Annotated in this window: 20 protein-coding genes and 1 pseudogene; 4 read left to right on the top strand and 17 right to left on the bottom strand. The window is 66.5% G+C overall.

Annotation, left to right across the window (positions count from 1 at the left end; translation table 11 throughout):
* Positions 1–197 (bottom strand): annotated as a pseudogene (locus tag D7Y15_RS15465) (serine/threonine protein kinase); the annotation flags it as partial.
* 194 nt (positions 198–391) lie between these two features.
* Here D7Y15_RS15465 and D7Y15_RS15460 point away from each other — a divergent pair.
* Together D7Y15_RS15460 and D7Y15_RS15455 are read left to right on the top strand one after the other, a co-directional pair.
* The gene (locus D7Y15_RS15460) at positions 392–739 is read left to right on the top strand and encodes a helix-turn-helix domain-containing protein (RefSeq protein WP_121753061.1); all 348 of its coding nucleotides are present in this window, start codon (positions 392–394) and stop codon (positions 737–739) included.
* Positions 740–770: 31 nt separating this feature from the next.
* Positions 771–1,127 carry a helix-turn-helix domain-containing protein gene (locus tag D7Y15_RS15455; protein WP_121753060.1) on the top strand — a complete coding sequence of 119 codons (357 nt, stop codon included), beginning with the start codon at positions 771–773 and terminating at the stop codon, positions 1,125–1,127.
* Between the two features lie 4 nt (positions 1,128–1,131).
* On the opposite strand, the gene D7Y15_RS15450 is transcribed toward D7Y15_RS15455, so the two are convergent.
* The 10 genes from D7Y15_RS15450 to D7Y15_RS15405 form a co-directional block, all read right to left on the bottom strand.
* Positions 1,132–2,301, bottom strand: a complete 1,170-nt coding sequence (locus D7Y15_RS15450) for a serine/threonine-protein kinase (protein WP_121753059.1) — start codon at positions 2,299–2,301, stop codon at positions 1,132–1,134.
* Between the two features lie 98 nt (positions 2,302–2,399).
* Positions 2,400–2,696 (bottom strand): hypothetical protein, encoded by a 297-nt coding sequence (locus tag D7Y15_RS15445; protein WP_233604968.1) that lies wholly within the window; start codon positions 2,694–2,696, stop codon positions 2,400–2,402.
* Complete coding sequence (locus tag D7Y15_RS15440; protein WP_233604967.1) at positions 2,693–3,196, bottom strand: hypothetical protein; 504 nt, start codon at positions 3,194–3,196, stop codon at positions 2,693–2,695. The genes D7Y15_RS15445 and D7Y15_RS15440 overlap by 4 nt, the downstream gene beginning before the upstream one ends.
* A gap of 49 nt (positions 3,197–3,245) precedes the next feature.
* The gene (locus tag D7Y15_RS15435; protein WP_121753058.1) at positions 3,246–3,812 is read right to left on the bottom strand and encodes a M15 family metallopeptidase; all 567 of its coding nucleotides are present in this window, start codon (positions 3,810–3,812) and stop codon (positions 3,246–3,248) included.
* 40 nt (positions 3,813–3,852) lie between these two features.
* Positions 3,853–6,255 carry a fibronectin type III domain-containing protein gene (locus tag D7Y15_RS15430; protein ID WP_121753057.1) on the bottom strand — a complete coding sequence of 801 codons (2,403 nt, stop codon included), beginning with the start codon at positions 6,253–6,255 and terminating at the stop codon, positions 3,853–3,855.
* A gap of 3 nt (positions 6,256–6,258) precedes the next feature.
* A complete protein-coding gene (locus tag D7Y15_RS15425; protein ID WP_121753056.1) occupies positions 6,259–7,041 on the bottom strand; it encodes a hypothetical protein in 783 nt (260 codons plus the stop codon).
* Positions 7,042–7,082: 41 nt separating this feature from the next.
* Positions 7,083–9,764 (bottom strand): hypothetical protein, encoded by a 2,682-nt coding sequence (locus tag D7Y15_RS15420; protein WP_121753055.1) that lies wholly within the window; start codon positions 9,762–9,764, stop codon positions 7,083–7,085.
* Between the two features lie 203 nt (positions 9,765–9,967).
* Positions 9,968–10,351: a phage tail protein gene (locus tag D7Y15_RS15415; RefSeq protein ID WP_121753054.1), complete on the bottom strand. Its 384-nt coding sequence runs from the start codon at positions 10,349–10,351 to the stop codon at positions 9,968–9,970.
* 33 nt (positions 10,352–10,384) lie between these two features.
* On the bottom strand, positions 10,385–10,810 hold the full coding sequence (locus tag D7Y15_RS15410; protein WP_121753053.1) for a phage tail tube protein: 426 nt from the start codon (positions 10,808–10,810) through the stop codon (positions 10,385–10,387).
* A gap of 14 nt (positions 10,811–10,824) precedes the next feature.
* The gene (locus D7Y15_RS15405) at positions 10,825–11,226 is read right to left on the bottom strand and encodes a hypothetical protein (protein ID WP_121753052.1); all 402 of its coding nucleotides are present in this window, start codon (positions 11,224–11,226) and stop codon (positions 10,825–10,827) included.
* Between the two features lie 174 nt (positions 11,227–11,400).
* On the opposite strand from D7Y15_RS15405, the gene D7Y15_RS44160 reads away from it, so the two are divergent.
* On the top strand, positions 11,401–12,261 hold the full coding sequence (locus D7Y15_RS44160; protein WP_148712777.1) for a hypothetical protein: 861 nt from the start codon (positions 11,401–11,403) through the stop codon (positions 12,259–12,261).
* Positions 12,262–12,693: 432 nt separating this feature from the next.
* Here the strand turns inward: D7Y15_RS44160 and D7Y15_RS15400 are convergent, their stop codons facing one another.
* Genes D7Y15_RS15400 through D7Y15_RS15380 form a run of 5 tightly spaced genes read right to left on the bottom strand, consistent with a single transcriptional unit; the run spans position 12,694 to position 16,049 of the window.
* Positions 12,694–13,017 (bottom strand): hypothetical protein, encoded by a 324-nt coding sequence (locus D7Y15_RS15400; protein WP_121753051.1) that lies wholly within the window; start codon positions 13,015–13,017, stop codon positions 12,694–12,696.
* Positions 13,017–13,676 carry a hypothetical protein gene (locus D7Y15_RS15395; RefSeq protein WP_121753050.1) on the bottom strand — a complete coding sequence of 220 codons (660 nt, stop codon included), beginning with the start codon at positions 13,674–13,676 and terminating at the stop codon, positions 13,017–13,019. Before D7Y15_RS15395 ends, D7Y15_RS15400 begins: the two co-directional genes overlap by 1 nt.
* Positions 13,677–13,680: 4 nt before the next feature.
* Positions 13,681–14,115 carry a hypothetical protein gene (locus D7Y15_RS15390; RefSeq protein WP_121753049.1) on the bottom strand — a complete coding sequence of 145 codons (435 nt, stop codon included), beginning with the start codon at positions 14,113–14,115 and terminating at the stop codon, positions 13,681–13,683.
* A 27-nt stretch (positions 14,116–14,142) separates the two neighbouring features.
* Positions 14,143–15,366, bottom strand: coding sequence for a phage major capsid protein (locus D7Y15_RS15385; protein WP_121753048.1), 1,224 nt, complete (start codon positions 15,364–15,366; stop codon positions 14,143–14,145).
* The gene (locus D7Y15_RS15380) at positions 15,363–16,049 is read right to left on the bottom strand and encodes an HK97 family phage prohead protease (RefSeq protein WP_121753047.1); all 687 of its coding nucleotides are present in this window, start codon (positions 16,047–16,049) and stop codon (positions 15,363–15,365) included. The genes D7Y15_RS15385 and D7Y15_RS15380 overlap by 4 nt, the downstream gene beginning before the upstream one ends.
* Between D7Y15_RS15380 and D7Y15_RS15375 the strand changes: the two genes are divergently transcribed.
* Positions 16,042–17,061, top strand: a complete 1,020-nt coding sequence (locus tag D7Y15_RS15375; RefSeq protein WP_148712776.1) for an HNH endonuclease — start codon at positions 16,042–16,044, stop codon at positions 17,059–17,061. The two genes, D7Y15_RS15380 and D7Y15_RS15375, sit on opposite strands and share 8 nt — an antisense overlap.
* Before the next feature lie 85 nt (positions 17,062–17,146).
* On the opposite strand, the gene D7Y15_RS15370 is transcribed toward D7Y15_RS15375, so the two are convergent.
* Positions 17,147–18,418, bottom strand: a complete 1,272-nt coding sequence (locus D7Y15_RS15370) for a phage portal protein (RefSeq protein ID WP_233604966.1) — start codon at positions 18,416–18,418, stop codon at positions 17,147–17,149.

Raw genomic sequence — 18,418 nt, 5'->3', positions numbered from 1 at the left:
AGGCGAGTGAGGATGGAAACTTCGCGCTCCGCCCTCTCGCCTACGCGCGGCAGGTGCAGCAGCTTCAGAGCGAAGCGCTGGCCCTCGCAGTGCGCGAGGTACACCGTGCCGAAGCCGCCCTGCCCCAGCTGGCGCTCCACCGTGTAGCCCAGCACCTGGGCCCCAGGAGACAGCACGGCCGGAGGTGGCCCCCGCATCATCGCGTCCGTCCTTCGGGCTCCCTGGCCTCTTCCATGCGTCCTCCCAGCGGGGCGCGGACCCTACCAGAAGCGTGAGAAGCCCGGGAATCCCTCCCTCTGGGCGCGCTCGCCAGAAAGGACTCAGGGAGTCCATCCGAAATCATCCAACCTCTAGCATTCACTCTTGGTCGGCTGTCAGTTACGATTCCGACATGGCGCGCCATCCCTCGCAGCCGGCCCATTCCCAGCCACTCGCCATCACCATTGGTGATGCCGCGCGGGCGGCACGCACCCGCTTGGGACTCACCCAGGCCGAAATGGCCCAGCGCGTGGGCCTCGCGCACGCCGTCTACAGCCGCCTGGAGCGAGGCCGCATGCTTCCCCGCGTCTCCACGCTCCAACGCCTGTGCGGCGCGCTGGGCGTCACCCCAGACGAGCTGATGGGCCACACGCCCGTCTCCAACGACTTGCCTGCGCGGCACCAACTCCTCCTGCGTGTGCGCAACCTGGAGGAGGCCCAGGTGCGGGCTCTACTCCTGCTGCTTCCCGAGTCCCGGTAGCGCGGCCTCGGCTACGCTGCGCTCGCCATGAATGAGGAACTCGGCATCACCCATCGGCACGGAGGCCCGCGCCGCCCGCCAGCACCTGGGCCTGACGCAGGCCGAAGTCGCGGAGCGCATTGGGCTGGTGCACCCCGTCTACAACCGCCTGGAGCGCGGGAAGATGCTTCCCAGCGTCCCCTCCCTCTACCGCCTCTGCCGGGAGCTGCGGGTGTCGCCCGAGAAGCTGATGGGCCTGACGCCCACGGGCGACGTGCGCAAGGCCACGAAGCCCAAGCCCAAGGAAGAGGACGCCCCGGAGCTGCGGCGCCTCCTCCACCTCGCTCGCAAGCTGGACGCGGAGGACCTCGCGGCCCTCCTCCACGTCGCCTCGGCCCTGGCGCGCTGAAGCACTACTCCCGCTTCAAGCCCTCCAACTCGTGAGCCTCCAGCCCCTCGGGGAAGAAGCGCTCCTCGCCGAACTCCACCTCATCGCGAAGGGCGCTGCCCTCCGCCAGCACCTGGGCCCATTCCGCTGCGGCTTCCTGCCGGCCGTAGCCCGAGTGCCGCCGCGCCAGGGCGACGCGCATCGCGTCGCGCATGTCGGCCGCCGTGGCGAATCGCTCCTTGGGATTGGCGCGCAGCGCGACATGCAGCATCGCCTTCACATCCGGGGAGAGTGAGGCCACAGCCTCCTCGACGTCCTGCGGCCCAAAGCTGTCCAGCAGCACCTGCATCTGCGTCAGCGGCAGCGAAGGGAGGATTTCCGGCTGGAGGCGGACCATGCCTTTGAGGGGGCGCGGCACGTCCTCCACGTCGAAAAGGTGCTTGCCGGTGAAGAGTTCCACCAGCAGCACGCCCAGGCTGAAGACGTCCGAGCGAGGCGAAAGCGGCTGCCGCGTCAGGTACTCCGGCGAGGCATACGCCACGTCGCCACGCACGAGGCTCGCGGGCGACTCCTCGCGCCCCACCACCAGCGAGTACGCCGCGCCGAAGTTCGTCAGCTTCACCTCGCCCTGCGTCCCCACGTAGACGTGCCGGGGGTTGACGTCGCGGTGGATGACGCCCAGCGCCTTGCCGTCCGCGTCCGTCAGCGTGTGCGCGTGATGCAGGGCCTCCGCGAGTTCCGCGCCGACGTAGAGGGCGAAGGCCTCGGAGACGGGCCGGCCGCGCGCAACACCCGCACTCACCAGCGTCTCCAGCGAGGGGCCGTCCACGTACTCCATGACGGCGTGCAGCGCGCCCTTGTGCACCTTACGGTGGAAAACCGTGGCGATGGCCGGGTGGCGCAGGCGGAAGGCCAGCTGAATCTCCTCCCCCAGTCGCGTGCGCTGCATGAAGGTGGAGGGGTTTGCCAGCCGCCGCACGAAGCAATGGCCGGCCAGCTTGTTGCCTCGCTCTGAGAAGCGCTGGGCCAGCATCAGCAGCTCACCCGTCTCCATCAGCACCAGTTCGCGGACGGCCTCGTAGCGGATGCCGTCAATCGTGAAGAGGTGCTGGGGCCTCTCAGGCGTCGGCGGAAGCTGCCTGCGGCGCGCGGAGGCTTCGGTGCACGCCAGGTCGTCAGTTGTCGTGTCGGGCATGGCTCCTCGGGAGGCGGAAGAAGGGCGCGGCGGCGCCTCCCGAGGAGTTTGAGCCCAGTTAACTTTTAAAGTCCACAATCACGGACTCTAAAGAGCCATCACCGCACCCGGGCGAGGGCGAAGCCTGCCCCGGCGCCGAGTACCACGGCCAGCACCACAGCCAGGACAGGGACTGGGCGCGGCTGCTGACGGAGCACCTCGTTCTCCGCCTGGAGACGGCGCAGCTCACGAGCCGTGAGGATGCAGCGCTCCGTGGACAACCAGCAGCCCTCCGACACGGCCACCGTGCGCCCGTCCTGAAGCGTCACGGTGGCACGGGCCACGTCCAGCACTTCGCCTTCGGCACGCGCACGCCCCGCCATCAGTAGGGCCAGCGCCAGCACCAGGCCCCTCACCGCTTGTTGCCCGGCTGGAGCGCGTCGAGGGCGGCCACCGCCGCCGCCTTGCCGGCAATCTCCCCGGCCGCTACCTCTCCCGCCTCCCGCGCCGCGTCCTCCACGGCGTCACCGAAGAGGAGCGTCTTCACCACCGTGAAGCCGCCTGCCGCCCCCAGGCCGATGGTGAGCGCCTTCAGCAGCAGGGCCACGGTGAAGGACTCACCCGCCAAGAGCGCGTTGGCCATCGCGCCCGAGACAGACAGCAGCAGCGCCAGCACCGCGCCAGCCCGAGCCGTGCGCAAGAGCGGCCACCACGCGCCCACGAAGCGGCGCAGCACGTACACGAGGGCGATGACGGCCAGGGACGCGACGAGGGCCCAGTTGCGGGCCGTCACCGCGTCGAGGATGAGGCGCGCGAAGGACTCCACGTTGCCCGGGTCGGGCGTGCTGTTCGCCTGCGCGAAGGCGACGGAGGGGAAGACGAGGCAAAGGAAGAGGACGGCGAGACGTCGCAGCATGGGCATGCCTTTCGTGAGTGAAGTGCGCCGGGGGCGGCGCACGGAGGAGTCAGAAGCCGAGCCGCGCCAGCGAGGCGGCGAGCGCCGGGTGCATGGCGCGCCACTCCGGCATCGAGCGCAGCGTGTCGAGGAAGCGCCAGACGGCGGCGAGCCGCTGCGCGTCCGTGCTGCCCTTTGGCTCCGAGTGGAAGAGGCCGCGCACGGGCTCCAACTGGCTGCCACTTACGAGGCTCGGCCACTGGCAGTGCGGCGCATCCCCGAAGGAGCCGCCCCAGGCCAAGCCCGCGCGGCGCGTCTCCTCGCCAAGAATCGCGTAGGCCGGCCCATCCCAGCGCGGCTGGAGCCCAGGCCGGTCCACATCGCCATCGCGGCAGAAGTCGTTCGCCAGGCCGTAGTTGTGCGCGGAGAGGCCCTCCGGCGCCGCGCGTCCGCCCTCCCCCTTCAGGTAGCGCAGGTGCAGCACGCGCTGCTCCGCGAAGGTGGAGTAACCACGCGTTGCGACGTAGTCCGCGCCGCGCGCTCGGCAACGGGCGATGACTTCCCCCATCACCGCCTGGAAAGGCGGGTAGAGGGGCTTCAAATCGAGACGGGAGAAGAGTTCAGGATTGGGAATCATCCCCCACTGAATGGGGGCGGGTTTCGACGTGTGGCGTGCGTCACCCTTCCGCGCGGAATCGCACTCCGTCGAGGCTTACCCAGGCCGCGCCAGTGGGCATGCTGAAAACCTGGAGGCCACCGTCCACGTTGAGCTGCCCCATGGCGAAGCCGTGGCTCGTCGGCAATGACAGGATGCGGTTGGAGCTGGCCCGGTAGCCCACCGGGAAGCGGTACGCGTTCACGTAGCCCACCGCCCCTGGGCGGATGAGACCGCGTGCGGACACCTCGTTGTCGCTGTTCTTGTAGAATCCCAGGGGCCAGTTGATGGCATCCCACGCCACCCAGCCATTCTCCAGGTCGCTAATCTGCCCGGTGCGGATGGCCGCCCACGGCTCGACAAGGCCGCCGATACGCTCCAGACGCACCGAATCCACATACACCCACGGAGCGCCTTGTGTTGCCTGGGCCAGCAAGCGCACCTGGACGTAGCGCGTCCCGGCGGGTGCATTGTGGAAGCCTGTGAGGGGCTCCCAGCCACTCGTCGGCAACACCTTCGTCGTGCTCACCGTACCCAACACGTTGAATGCGCCGCCGTACCAGACGAGTTGGACGGAGAAGGCCGTCCCAGCCTGTGACGCCCTCGCGAGGGCATCCACGCTGTATCTATCGCCTGGCCGCGAAATCATCGCCTGCGAGTCCAGCCGCGTCCCGCTCGCCATGAGGCGGACAGCACGCGCGCCCGTGTACGCGTCCGCCGTCACCTGGGCATGCGCCCCCCAGAGGCCCACGCCCATCGTCCAGGCGTCTGGCGGCAATTCCTCGAAGGAGTGCGCCTCGAAGTCGGGATTAGGGGGTGACTCGCCGAAAGCCACGGCGGGCTGCAAAGTGGCGGGCGTCACGTAGGCCGTGGTGACGGACACCTCGGCGGATGGCGCGCCCACGTTGCCCGAGGCGTCGCGGCCCACCACCCTGCAGTAGTACGTGGCTCCAGGACGCAGCTCCGAGAGCGGGAAGCGCGTCGCCGATGCTCGCCCCTGGAAGGTGGCCTCCGAGGGCTGGAAGCCCGGCGTCCGCGAGGCATGCACCTCGTACTCGTCCCAGGCAGGGCCGGTAGTCGCGGGGGTCCACGTCACCACGCACCCGTTGACGGTCGGCACCGCCCTCACCTCCTGCGGCGCGGCTGGGCCCGTAAAGGCAGCGCTGGGGGCAATGCCCGGCCTGCTGTCGCGCTCCAGCCACTCACGCAGCGACGTGGAGGGCTGGCCGCGCAGCACCAGCTTCATGCGCGCCGTGCCGTCCGTCGCACACTGGTGCTCCAGCTCCTGCACCGCGAGCCGCTGCGCCGTATCCAGGCGCACGTCGTCCGGCAGCACGAGCACCAGGTCCGCCAGTTCCAGGCCGGGGTGCGGATCCACCGTCATGGTGACAGTCAGGGGAGAGACGGAGAGGTCCGCGATGGCCGCGTCCGCGAGCCGTTGCGCTTCGGGCTCCGTGTCGATGTTGCTGGAGGACTCCTCCGCCACCTGCATCCAGCGGCGGCCCACCTGCGCGCGAGCCGTGGGGTTGCTGGCCGTCACGGTCTTTCGCTTCGGCGTTCCCGAGGCGTCCAAGTCAAACTTGTCGCTGTAGACAACCTCCACGTCCGTGCGGATGTCCGCCAACTGCCGCGTCACCCCATCGAGGTTGCCGTATTCGTCCGGGCCATAGCTCCAGTCCTCATCCGTCTGGAGTCGGTCGGGGGCGGAGAGCGTCAGCGCGTAGGCACCGGCAGCAGGCTGCCAGCGCATGCGGCAGTCCCAGCCAATCCGCTGCGCCAGGGTGCGCGCCGCGTCCAGCACGGGCTCCACCTTCTGCACGTACCGGCCGCGCTGGGACATGGGGTCCACAGGCGTGAAGAGCGCGAAGGAGGCTAGGCCGTTGTCGTCCAGCAGCGCCTGAATGATGGTCTGCACGGCCACGCCTACCGTGTCGTTACCGTATTCGCGCTCCACCTCGATGAAGGTGTCCTGCAGCAGCCCGCCCAGGTCGCGGCCCACGACGCGCAGTTCGTCGGGCCCGGCATCCACCTCATCGATGCGGCCCCGGAAGACCTCGAAGTAGTCCTCCTCCGTCGGCGCGGTGGAGAGCGGCGCGAGGCCCAGCTCCACGCGGAAGTAGGCGCCCTCCACCAGCAGTGGCGCGAAGGTGCCCGCGTCGGAGGTGTTGGCGAGGGACTGCACCACCAGGGGCGAAAGGGAGAGGCGCGCCCCGGCCGCACCGCTGCGCACCAGGGACACCTCCGCTTCGGCCACGGGCGCGTCCAGCTTGTCGTTGATGCGGATGCCCAGCACCCAGTCAAAGCCCAGGAGGGTGTGCAGGCCGCGCCACTCCCCTGCCGCGTCGCGTACCCAGACGCGCGGGTGGGTGGAGTAGCCGGAAGGATTGCCCAGCAGGGCCGCCTGGAAGGAAGAGAGGGGCCTCATGCGTCAGCGCTCCTGCAACTCGAAGTCGAACTCCTGCCCGAGGACGAGGACACCGCCCTGCCACCACTGCACCGCGCGTCCCGTCCCTACCCGGCCCAGCACGGGCAGCGGCTCGTAGAGGGCGGGGCCCGAAGCCCGGTGGTACGGGTACGGCGCGCCGAAGGACTCGCCAGCGGCGAACCAGGGGGCCACCCACGATGCGGGTGCTACCCACGGCAGCACCACCAGCTCATCCACCAGCAGCTCGCTGCCGCCTGCTGCATTGCTGAGCGTCACCGCGCCCAGGGGCAGCTGGCCAACGTCGTCCACGACAACGAAGCCGTCCGCGTGGGGTTTGGTGCCCGGCAAGCCGTTGACGCTGAGGCCGACGCCCGCGCGGTGGACGTGGTGGTGCCACCTGTCCTTCGTCCCCTGGCGCTTCCACCAGTAGGCCACCGTCCACTTCGCCCCGAGGCCCGTGGGGAAGGTGATGCTCGCGCCCGCCGCCATGAGCATGCACCCACCGAAGCGGCCCATGGCCTCCACCGCCCACACGTTGCCCACCATGGCGCTTGGAGAGAGGAAGGCCTGGCTGCGCAGCCCGTCCTCGAAGCTCCACACCTGGCCCTCACCCTTGAGGAGTCCTCGGTACGCGCGGGCCTCCTCTTGCGTCAGCGGGCCGGTGTTGCCCGACAGAGTGAAGACTTCGCGCCGCTCGCTGCTGCGCAGCCATCCGGAGAAGGCGCGGCGATGCTCGCCCAGCAGCGTCGGCGTGTACGTCAGGCCCCGCTCCGCTGAAACGGGCAAGGGGATTCCAGAAAGGGCCAGGGCAGCCGGCATGGGAGTCCTCAAGAGTCGGAGAAGCGCGCCGTGAGGCGCACGCGGCTACCAGCCACGCGGATGCTCGCGCGTTGCTGGCGCAGCGACTCGTCCCGCCGAGTCGCTTCCATGGCGGCGTCGATGTCGTATCCCGTGATGTTGTAGGTGACGGGCACGGCCATGGCAGAGACGTTGCCTGTCTCTGGCGCGCGCACCTGCCCGCCTCCGCTGAAGCCAGGAGGCAGGTAGCTACCGAGCCAGCCCGGCACCTCAGGCGTCGCGGGCACCTGCCCCAAGAGGATTTGCTGAAGGGCGGGCGGGAGCATGCCGAGGAGCCATCCCGGCACCGGCCCGCTGGGCGCGGGGGAGCCGTCAGGCGCCTCCGCGTCGTCGTCGTCACTTGGACCGGGCGTGGGCTTCGGCTTGGGCTGCACGGTGGGGCCGTCCTGCGTGTCTTCGGACTCGAAGCGGCGCAGCGCCACCTTCCACGCGGTCGGCACGTTGGTGAGGGCCGCCGTGGCGCGCGCCACCGCTTCGGTGTGCTCCTCCACCTGGGCGGTTTCCTCGGCACGCGCCTTCGCCGAGTCCCACGTCGTGTCCTCCAGCACCTGGAGGGAGTCGTCCATGCTGTCGGTGTCCACCTTCAGCTTGTTGAGCGAGCGCGCGAACTTCTTCAGCCCGTCGAAGCCCGTCCAGTCGATGAGGCTGGAGATGGCCCGGATGACGGTCTGCACCGCGCCGATGACGGCATTCCAAACTTCGCTGATGGCCTTCGCGATGATGAGGACGACGCTGCCGACGAACTTCAGCGCCGTGAAGAGGGCCTTCATGACGGGCCCGCCCAGGATGCTGAGCGGTTGCTGAATCAGCAGGAAGGTGCGGCCCAGCACCTCGAAGAGGGGCGCCAGGCCCTTCAGGATGTCGCCCAGAATCACCAGCGGCGGCACCAGAGGTTCAATCGCCTCCCCCAGCATCTCGAAGACGGGCGTCAGCGCGGAGAGGAAGCCGTCCACCACCATCGTCACGGCGTTGAGCAGGGGCTGCAGCGGCTCCAGCAGCGTGCCCAGCGAGTTGGCCACCTTCTGGATAAGTGTGTTGACGGACTCGATGACACCCTTGAAGCCCTCGGACTGCATGAGCAGCTCGCCCACCACGGCGATGATGGCGCCGTAGACACCGCCCGCCTCCATGCCCTGGACGCCCGCGTTGATGAGGTCGCCCAGCTGGCCCAACCCGCCGATGAAGCGGTCCACCAGCGACTCCCTGGCAGCCTCCATGGCCGCTTCCGCTTCAGCTGCGAGGCTCTCCGCTTCCAGGCGCATCTCGTGGAAGGCAGCGGCGCCGGCGGCCTCCTCCGCGCGGATGCTGGCCAGGTACTCCTTGCGCGACTCCTCGTTGGCCTGGGCCTGGAGCTTCGCCATGGCGGCCTGCTCCGCCGCCTCCTGCTTCTGGGCGGCCTCCAGGGCTGCCTTATCCGTGGGCTTGCGGATGCGCGCCTTGCCCTGTGCCCCACCCCCACTTGTCAGCTTCGCCAGGAGGGCTTGAATCTGCGACGTGACGCCCTCCAGGTTGAGGGCGCGGGCCAGGTCTGCCCCGAGCCGCTTCGCGCCTGCCGCGCTGGTACGCAGGCCATAGGCGACGCCCTCCTCCAGCTCGCGTCCCGCGCTGGACACGGCGTCGCCCACCGCCACCGCCGTCTGCCGGGCGCCGTCCCAAAGCACCTGGGCGCCCTGCCCCAACGTCTCCAGCAGCTCTCGGCCTGTGACGGTGGACACCTGCCGAAAGGTGGCGGCCAGCTCCGGGAAGCCGGCCTGCCGCGCCACAGGCTCCAGGAGGCGGGAGACGCCGCGCACCAGCGCCGCGACGCCGTCCAGGACGGACAGTGCCGCTCCCTTCACGAAGTCGCCCAGCGCCAGGAAGGCACGGGAGAAGCCATCCGCGATGCGGCCTGCCCATTTCGCCAGCTGGTCACCCATGTCCCGGAAGAAGTCCGCGAGGCCCGTGCTGCTGTCCTCCCAGGCCGCGTAGACGCTGCCCGCCAGCAGCACCAGGGCCGCCACAGCAGCAGCCACCGCAGCGAGCGGCACCAGCAGGCTTCCCGTGGACAGGGCCAGGCGCCCCAGGCTGCCGGTGACGGACGGCGTGCTCGCCACCATGCCGCCCATGGAGGCCGTCACCTTGTCCATCGAGGCGGCCAGGGAGGCCAGGGCGACGGACTTGTTGAGCAGGCCCAGCACCTTCACCAACCCGCCCGCGCCCGTGGCCACGCCTTCCACGACGTTCGCCAACTTCCCCAGCGCCCCAATAGCAAGGCCCGCACCAGCCACCCACACCAGCACGTCCGAGGCGGCGGCCTTCATCTCCGGAGAGAGGGACTGGAAGCTCGCCACCACGCGCTCGACGCCGTCCGCGACGTGCTGCACCACCGGCAGGAAGGCGTCGCCGACGTCCGCCGCCAGCGTGTAGAGGAGCGCCGTCATCCGCTCCGTCTCTCGCTCCATGGCCGCGTTGGACTTGGACGCCGCCGCGACAGCACCGGCAATCCCAGCCGCCACAGCTGCACCAATCTCGCCCAGGCCCTTGGACTTCTCCTTCACCTGCTTGGCGGCCTTCTCGACGGCATCCACCACCTTGCCAAGATTAGACAGGGCCTCACCAATGGAGGCGGAGATCGACACATACAAATCCCCCACTTTCAGCCCGCCAGACATGCCTCACCTCTTGGGACGCTTCCTGAAAACCGTTGTCGTCGTCATCGGGCCGGAATGAGAGGCGGGGCCTGGAGCGCGCATTCCACGCACCTCCTCGGACTCCAGAGCGCAGTGGGCCAGGAGGTGGACGACGTCCTCCCACGCCCAGCTACGCACTTCCTCGGGCGACTGGCCCGTCAGCTTCACCACCGCGTGCAGCGCCCTCAGCTCGGGGTGGTGCCGGAGTTTCCCTTTGCTTCCTCCAGCGTCGGGCCCGCGAAGGCCCGAGCCAGGTCGTCTTGAATCTCCTCCAGCCAGGGCTCGCGCTTCACCTGGTCCACGTCCGTCTCATCGAAGACGCGGATGGCGGTGTCCGGGTGGTAGAGGCAGAGGACGGCGATGCGGGCGATCATCGCCATCCCCGCGAACTCATCGACGGGCTTCCTATCGGGTCCCAGCTCATTGGCTGTCTTCGCGGCGGCGAGCAGTTCGAGCTTCTCGCCCAGGGGCGGTTGGCAGATGTCGTAGTCGGCGCCGTCCAGGGTGACGCGCTTGTGCAGTTTGCGGCGGGTGCCGAGGGGCTTTCGGAGCGAGGTAGGTGCGGTCATGGTGTGAGGCCTCGGGGGAAGGGAAGACGGCGGCTACACCGCGACGGGCGCGCCCTGACCGGCAAGGGTGGCGGAGAAGGTGACGACGTCCGTGGAGCTGCGGCCCTCCTCGTAGGACGTCACCTTCACCGGGTAGCGGAAGCCCTGCGTGCCCACGGGCGCCGTCTCGTCCTCCACGATGGTGAAGAAGACGGTGGCGTCGCTCTCGAAGGCGTCACGCAGCACCTGCTGCGGAGCGCTGCCCTTGAAGACGTGGCCGGACAGCGGGATGGAGAAGGACTTCCAGGTGCCCTTCGTGCGCTTGTACCCGTCTCCGCCGAAGTAATTGGCATCCACCGTGTCCTTGGCCCGGTTGACAGGCGCCTCCAGGACACCGTCCAGCGCGTCAACCTCCACGGGCGCGGTGTCCGAAGCGCGGATGTAGAGCTTGTCGAAGAAGGCCTCTCGGGGTTCGGGCATGGTGGTTGCTCCAGTCAGTGCGAGGGGAAGCGCTGCGCGAGGAAGTCCTTCAGGACGGCGGCCACGCGGCGGCGAGCGCTGCCACGGGCGCGACGGAAGGACTTGCGGAGGAAGTGCGGTGGCGGGTTGAAGAGCTGCGCGCCCCAGTGCCAGCCCTCATGAATGGGGCCGGCAGCCGGGTGCGCGTAACCCGCCGTCCACGTCGTGGAGAGGCGTTGGCTCAGGTTGTGGCGGGGGCCACTAAGGAAGGCGCTGTCGCGCAGGTGTCCCTCTCCAACCGGCACAAGGAAGAGGGAGTAGTCCAAGGCGATGCGGGCGATGTCCCGGCACGGTGCATCTAACGCACGCAGAACCTCGACGGGGGAGCGGCGCAGGCGCTCCAACTTCACCGCATCGACTTTGACTCGAACAGGCATTCCCCACTTCAATGGGGGCGATTTCCAGGCACAACTCGTCTTGAAAGCTGCTTCTTCAACTCAGTCGTTTTCGCTCCGTCGGACTGGCGGCGACTATACGTCCAACGCTGCAAACCACATCAACAGCGCACATAAACGCACCAAACAACAAAATCAGACACACGGAGGCGCACAGTGGCACTCATCGAACTGCCGTATATCGTCTTGGACCAAAACGTGCTTCGAGATGAGGTCCAGATTCGTTCCGCGCTTGAACTCGCGACCAAATACCAAACTTCGCTCCTGCTTCCCGACGTCGCACTAATGGAGATGATGAAGAACGAGCAATGGGAAAGCACCGCCAGGAGATCTCTGGCCCTTCTTGCCAAGACACCAAGTCGAATCGCAATCGCCTGGGGTACGGGAGAGCTACTAAGAAACGAGCTTGCCGCTGGCCATCCTCAGATTGACTTAGTGGACAATGAGGTCACCGAACAGTTCCGGGCAGTGCTTGAGCAACTCAGAACAAAACCCCAATCGGCCCTCGACGAACTGCGCCCACACATACCTGGAGCGCAATCAATGGCCCAGCGCCAGCACCTCAATCACCAACACAACAAAAACCGTATCCTCCGGATGGTCGATGCATGGAAGGGGATTCTAAAGCCGGAGGCGATCAAGGCCCTACGCAGAGAAAATAGTGACGATCTTTTCCAGGCCTTGCTCGCCAGCGAAAACCTGACCAATCTCTTCGAAGACTGGCTAAAAGGCGCAGACTTTCCTCCTGACGCGGCGCGCCGGCTCGCAGCCGAACGCTCAATCACATCCCATGTCTGCCTCTGCTATGCAGCCTTGGGGCTACGATGGCTTAAACGCCAAGGCATTGAGGGAGTGCAAAGCGAAAAAGTGACCAACGACCTAGTCGACATGGACTACGTGCTGATAGCAAGCTTTTGCATCAAACTGTTCACCAAGGAAGGCAACGTCAACAGGATGCTTGAGGACATCAAAGCAGTTGCAGAACTTCGCAACGAGAGATTCCTCATCGCAGAGTAGCATGGGTGCCGAGTGTTTCGCTCAAGAGACCAAGCGTAAGGCTGAACACCCAGCGGTGTCTATCCGCTCCGTCCGCACCGACATAGGTCGGTGCGCTCTCCTCCAGATGTACCCCTGAATACGGCATGAGCGCAGATAGGTGGAGGACCGCGAAGACATTGAGGGCAAGCTGATACCCACCCTCGAAGTCCTCGCGCCCAGAGCGGATCCGCACCTGACAACTCAGAGAAAGATATGCCGTTCGCCGCTGCCCTATATAAGGCAGCGGGCCCCCGCCGCCTGTTACAATCAAGGCCACCGCCCTGTCCCGCGTATCGCCCTCCGCCTCTGGTAGCGGAGCAGTAAAGAGGTTCGCACCCGAGGCGGGAGGTCGAATCAGCCCGAGTCCAGACGCCTCCAACACAGCCGCGAGTTCTAAGCTGATGTCGCGCATCAAAACCACACTTTCCGGAAACGCACCGCGCCCGAGCCGTCCACGGATTCGTCCACTGCGACCGGGCGCCTCGCGCGGTTGAAGTCCGCCACGTCCTCCCCCGGCAGCCACACGCGGTGCTGCAAGGTGACAGGCGCGTCCGTGTAGACGACGTGCGCGGCCAGGTGCTCGTTCCCGTTGGCGTCGCGGATGAGGCGTCGGGACGGCTGAACGCGCGCCCGAGCCGTCGTCAGGGGCCCGAGAGTCGGCTTGCCGTAGGCATCCCGCCCTGTCAGCACGGCATAGGTGATCGACTGACGGAAGGTGTCCGTGGGCGAGGCCATCAGCTCACCCGGTGAATGACGTAGGGAACTAGCAACGCCTGCGCGACACCGGGGATGGGACTCTTGCCCTCTGCCTTCGCAGCGAAGTAGCTGACGGACCAATCCCCGATGGACTCGCTGGCGACCATCGAGTCCACGCCGCGCGAGCGGTACAGCTGCACCGCCGTGTGGACGGTGGCCTCCTGCACGTCCTCAGGCAGCGTTACCACGCGCGATGCGTCCAGGGCCCGCTGCCCCGGCGTCACGAAGCCGCCGTCGTAGATGACACGGATGCCGCCCTCGCTGCCCTGGAAGCTGTCCACCGCCTCCACGACCAGTCCGCCCGAGCGCCCCGTCTCCAGCCACATGCCGCGCTTGCGGTACAGCATGCCGGCGTCCGCCAGCTTCCCGTGGCTCTCGTACTCCTCGGCCGGCACGAAGGCACCGCCCTCCCAGACGCCCACCACCAGGACAACGGGCGGGCGCTCCAGCAGCAGCAATGGGCGCCCGTAGCCAGCCGGGTATTCCACGAGCCCCTGGCCGTGCTCGAAGACCCGGCCGCAGTAGCCAGCAACGGCCCGGCTCGCCACCGTGACGAGGGACTCCAGGCGCGGCGTCACCGCTACGCCCAGGTCATCTGCCACGGTCGCAGCCAGGCACAGGTCAGCAGGATGCGCCATGGCGTCACACCGGCAGCGTCATGGCGCCGCCGAAGACGACGAAGGCGCACGCCTGGAGGCTGGGCGACGTCCCACCCGTCAGCGTTGTGGCCTCCGCCACGCGGATGAACCGCTTCGCCGCGCCGAGGTCCACGTCCTTTTCCGCGAAAGCGTTCGGCGCCGTCAGCTGCACGGAGGCCGAACCCGGCCCGGCCGGCACGAAGTCCGTCCAGGCGTCATCCGCTCCATTGTCGCTGGAGTGCTGAAGCTTCACCTCGTAGCCCTGCGCGGAGGGGCCGCCCGTCACCGCGCCCGTGGCCGCGACGAGGACGCAGCTCTCGCCCAGGACAAGCCGGTCGTAACCTGTCCCCTGGCGAGTCCCGGCCGGTATCGCGGCGGGCGGCATGCCCAGGCGAGCAGCAATGAAGGCGCCGATCTGACTGATGTGCGGTGCGCTCATGGTGTCCTTTCGTGGGGCGTCGCCCCGTCAGTTGCTGCCCCAGCTCAGGTCCTTCACCACCACGCCGGACTGCCGGTGGCGCATGGCCAGGTCGTGCTTGGTGATGGCGCGCAGCACCGTCTGGTCCGTAGAGATGCCGGACACCACCTGGCCGCCGCGCGTGAACGAGCCGTTGGGGAAGACGTCGATTTCCAGCGCCATGGACTCGCCGATAAGCACCTCGGCCATGTCCACGAGGTAGAGCTCCGAGCAGTTCTTGCCCGAGCCGAGCGTCTCCGGAATCTGGTTGGTCACGAAGAAGGGCACGTTGCGCAGCGTGCCGCGCTCCACCATCTCCCGCTCCAGGGCGTTGGTCCCCTCCCCGCCAGGCCCCGGGGCATCGAGAATGGCCGTCTCCGCGTTGGGGGACATCAGCCATACCGGCTGCACCATGGGCACGTTGGCCTTCTTCAGCTTCTTCTTCGCCTTGTTCAGCTCCTTCTTCATCTCGCTCAGCGTGGGCGCGCCCGCCGTGGCCACCGTCTCCGCGTAGACGTGGGCTGCGTCCACCTGGTTGCGGATGCCGCGCGGCTCCAGCTGCGTGCCGCTGCCTCGCAGGAAGGCCATGTCCTCCCGCAGCGCCATGACGTTGAGCAGGTCGTTGCGGATGAACTCCTCTGCGTTGATGGACGCGTTGCGGATGAGGTCGTTGGGCACTGCCGTCAGCGCCGTGAGCTTCTTCTCGGACAGGGACACCGTGTCCGTGCCCGGCTCCGACTCCTGGATGGTGCTCGTCTCACCGCCGTAGAAGGCCGTGCCCGTGCTGGACTGCCGGTCGAAGGTGAGCGAGGCGCCGATAGGGATGACGCGGGCGCCGGCCTGCCTGACCACGGCCTTATTGCGCAGCAGCTCGATGAACTCGGATGCGAACTGGGGATGCACCAGGGAGCCCATGCCCGAGTAGTTGCCCTGGGAGAGTGCCTTGCTCACCACCTCGTCGCCCCACCCCTTCAGCACGTCCACCACGTTGCGCCCGTCCATGCGCGCGACGGCCTTCGCCTTCACGTAGCGAATGAGGTTGAGGCCCGTGCCTTCCGTCATGTGCTTGCCGGTAATCGGCGCGCGGCGAGGCTCTTGGGGCGCGGTATCGCTTGCCTTCGAGCCCAACAGGGGCGCGTAGCTGTCACGGTGTCCCTTGGACTGCTCCACCAACTGCGCGGCCACCAGCGGGCCCAACGACTTCGCCATCTCCTGCATCTGCTCGGGGGTCATGCCTTCTCCTGGAGGTGCTGCAACAAGGCCCGCGCCGTGTGAGCGGCAAGGGCATGGGTGTCGGACTCGGATAAGGAAGGAGGTGCTGCGGGCGTTGCAGCCTTTCGCATTTTCCGTGGCTTGCGGCCCAGCGCCTTCACCACCGCGTCCGCAATGTCGCGAATGAGGGCGGCGCGCTCGTCGGAGTGCTTCTTCAGCCGAACCGCGCGCTGGTTGCCTGGAATTGTGACGACGGAGATTTCGAGAAGCTCCTGCTCGTCGCAGTCGTAACCGCCGCGCTCGTTCTCGTGGTAGCGCAGCATGCGGTAACGCACGCTCACCGCGTTGAGGATGCCCTTCTCCACCTTGGCCTCGACGCGCCGGGCGAACTCGTCGTCCTGGTCGAATTCAATGTCCACCAGGAGGGCGTCGCCCTGCACGTAGGCTCGCCCCTTGCCGATGGGCAGGACGTCCGTGCGACTAGCGCCGAACAGCCCGCCGGAGCCATCGTCGTGCATGTACAGGACGACGGGATTCGCGGCGTAGGCGTCCAGGCGCCAGCCCTGGACCGACAAGCGGTCGTTGTAGCGGTCAAAGTCGGCGTCGTTGGCGCGGAAGGTGTAGACCTTCGGCTGGCCCACACCAGGAGACGAAGCGTCCTTCTGAACTACGAGGTGGCGGGCTTTGGGAAGAGGCTTGCGCATTCACCTCTTCAATGGGGGTAAGATTCAGGTCAAGCGCTCCCCCAAGAGCGGCGACTTCGAAAACCGCCTCTACACTTCCCCCCATAACAAAAACAACGCCGTGATCTCGGCACCACCACAAATGACGCGCCCTCTAGTCCAGCTCAGATTCCGCGACTCCTACTATTATTCAAACATAATAAACAACGTCATCGATCACGACTTTGATTACCTCGTAACCCTGGATGAATTTTTTGGCGACAGCAAGCACGCATACCTAGCAAGACCATTCAAAAAACACTCAGCCCTGCATCAGTTCATTGAGTACACCATCAGCAGACTTCTCTCTGAAGACTCAGACAATATCGATCTAGAACGTCGTCAGAAAATGGCCGAGCACTACAGCCCTGAATTCAAGGAAATACTCGGCTTCGATCCGACCGCACTCCCAATCAACGAAGCGCTAAACCACTACGGCATACCTCACCAATCCTTCAAGGACTGGCTTACTGAGTCCGGGAAAACCTTCTCTACCGCCACTGAAGATGACCTAGACGATTATCAAAGCGACCTCCCTTGGAACCAGGACGCAGCATACCAAGCGCTCATAAGCAAGTGCACAGACGAGGTGTTCTTCATTCTTTTCCAAAACAGAGCGCTATTGCTAAAATTCAACGACATGGTCGCAAAATATATCCGAGAAACCGACCTCGAATACATCGACAATGAGCTTCGAGAGTATTTTGCCTCTTCAAGCACGCTCAAGCGCGCAAGCATCCCCCAATGGGTCAAGCGCGCCGTCTTCTTCAGAGATCGAGGCCTATGCAGTCTATGCCAAAGCGATCAGTCTGGACTGATTAATATCGGCGATGCTGAGCATTACGATCACGTTGTTCCGCTAGCACGAGGAGGCCTGAACGACGTGAGCAACATTCAACTCCTTTGCAGTTCTTGCAATCTAAGCAAGAAAGGAGGTCCTCCCAAGACGTCCGACTTCTATGAGGCTTGGTATTCCAAGGATGAAGATCCATAGAAAAGCCAGCCAACAATCAGACGGACAGGCTCCACCAGCATTCCCGCTCATGCCTTGCACAGCAACTCGGAATCATCAATATCTCCTAATCGGAGGAGCAAAGGATTCCGGTAGACTGCCCTGGCATGGGCAGCGGATATCCTTGTCGGCTTGGATCCGGCTTAAAGCCCGCCAACTCACGCCATTCATCATAGCTGAACGCCTCAGGCATTGTGCTCATGACTCGGAGCTGATGCTCGCGGTCCGCAGGCACGGGGCTGTCGTAGTCGAGAATGGCCTCCGCATCGCCAAACAGCGGCATCAGCCGCATCTGGTACTCCGTGCGAAGGAACTCCATGCGGGGAAACGTCGCCTGCTCGGCGAGATTCTCCCGTGCAGCAAAGGCCGTTGCCTTGTTCGAACTGGAGATGTCACCCACGATTTCGGGCGGCACGCGGTATGTCATCCGCACGAAACCCATGAGGAACTTCCGCAACTCCACCAGCTGCATGTCGCGGAAGCTCGTATCGAGGCGCGCGAACGTCACGCGGCCACTGGTGAGGAGTAGCTTGCCCGCCTTGTCCGGCCCCTGATGCTCGCGGGCCAGCGACTCCTTGAAGGCCTTAGCCCCTGCGCTGTTCGCATCCGTCAGCCCCTCGATGGATGCGATGGCTGGCGGCAGCATGTTGTTCCAGAAGCTCGCCCGGAGGAACCGCGCCACAAACTCGTCCGTGTCCAGTTCGTCCCCAAGAGCGAAGGCGGGACCGACTCCGCGCCCAAGCGGATCCTCCGGGTCCAGATTGCGAAGGTGGAGCACGTCCACCGCTGGTATCTCCCGCATCACGCCGCCCACTGCGACGCTGAAGGTCCGCTGGTCGCGCGGCACATCCAGCGCCGGCAGACGCGTGACGAGGTTGGGAGGCACCGGCCAGAAGCCCACTGGGAATCCAGCCACGCGCTCCAGCACTAGGAAGGCCTCGCCGACGAGGTCCAGGTACACCTGAACCAGCTTCGTCACAGAGCGGCCCGTCAGGTAGTCGTTGGGGTCCGCGAGCATCCGCAGAATGGGATGGTCCGGCACCTCCTGGACCTCTCCCGCGTCCAGCATGGACTTCAGTCGCATGGCGCGGACCTCGCGCGTTGCGCTGCGCAGCGAGTAGTCCTTCACCGGATGGCCGTCCCGGGAGACGCGGCGGTACACGCGCCAGTTCACCCCGGCCACGGAGTCCGCAACCACGTCCACAACAGCTCGAAGCCAGGGGAGGTCCCTATACGCCGCCAGTAGTTGCGCGGTGCCCCGGCGCGGCGGCGCCTGCTGCCAGCGCGCCAGCTCCAGTCCCGTCCCCTGTCGCGGAGGACGTGCCACCGCCGCCTTCAT

Source organism: Corallococcus sp. AB030 (assembly GCF_003668965.1).
In the GTDB taxonomy this organism is placed as follows: Bacteria; Myxococcota; Myxococcia; order Myxococcales; family Myxococcaceae; genus Corallococcus; species Corallococcus exiguus.
Note: the sequence above shows the minus strand (reverse complement) of the source record. Positions and strands in the feature narration are given on the sequence as shown.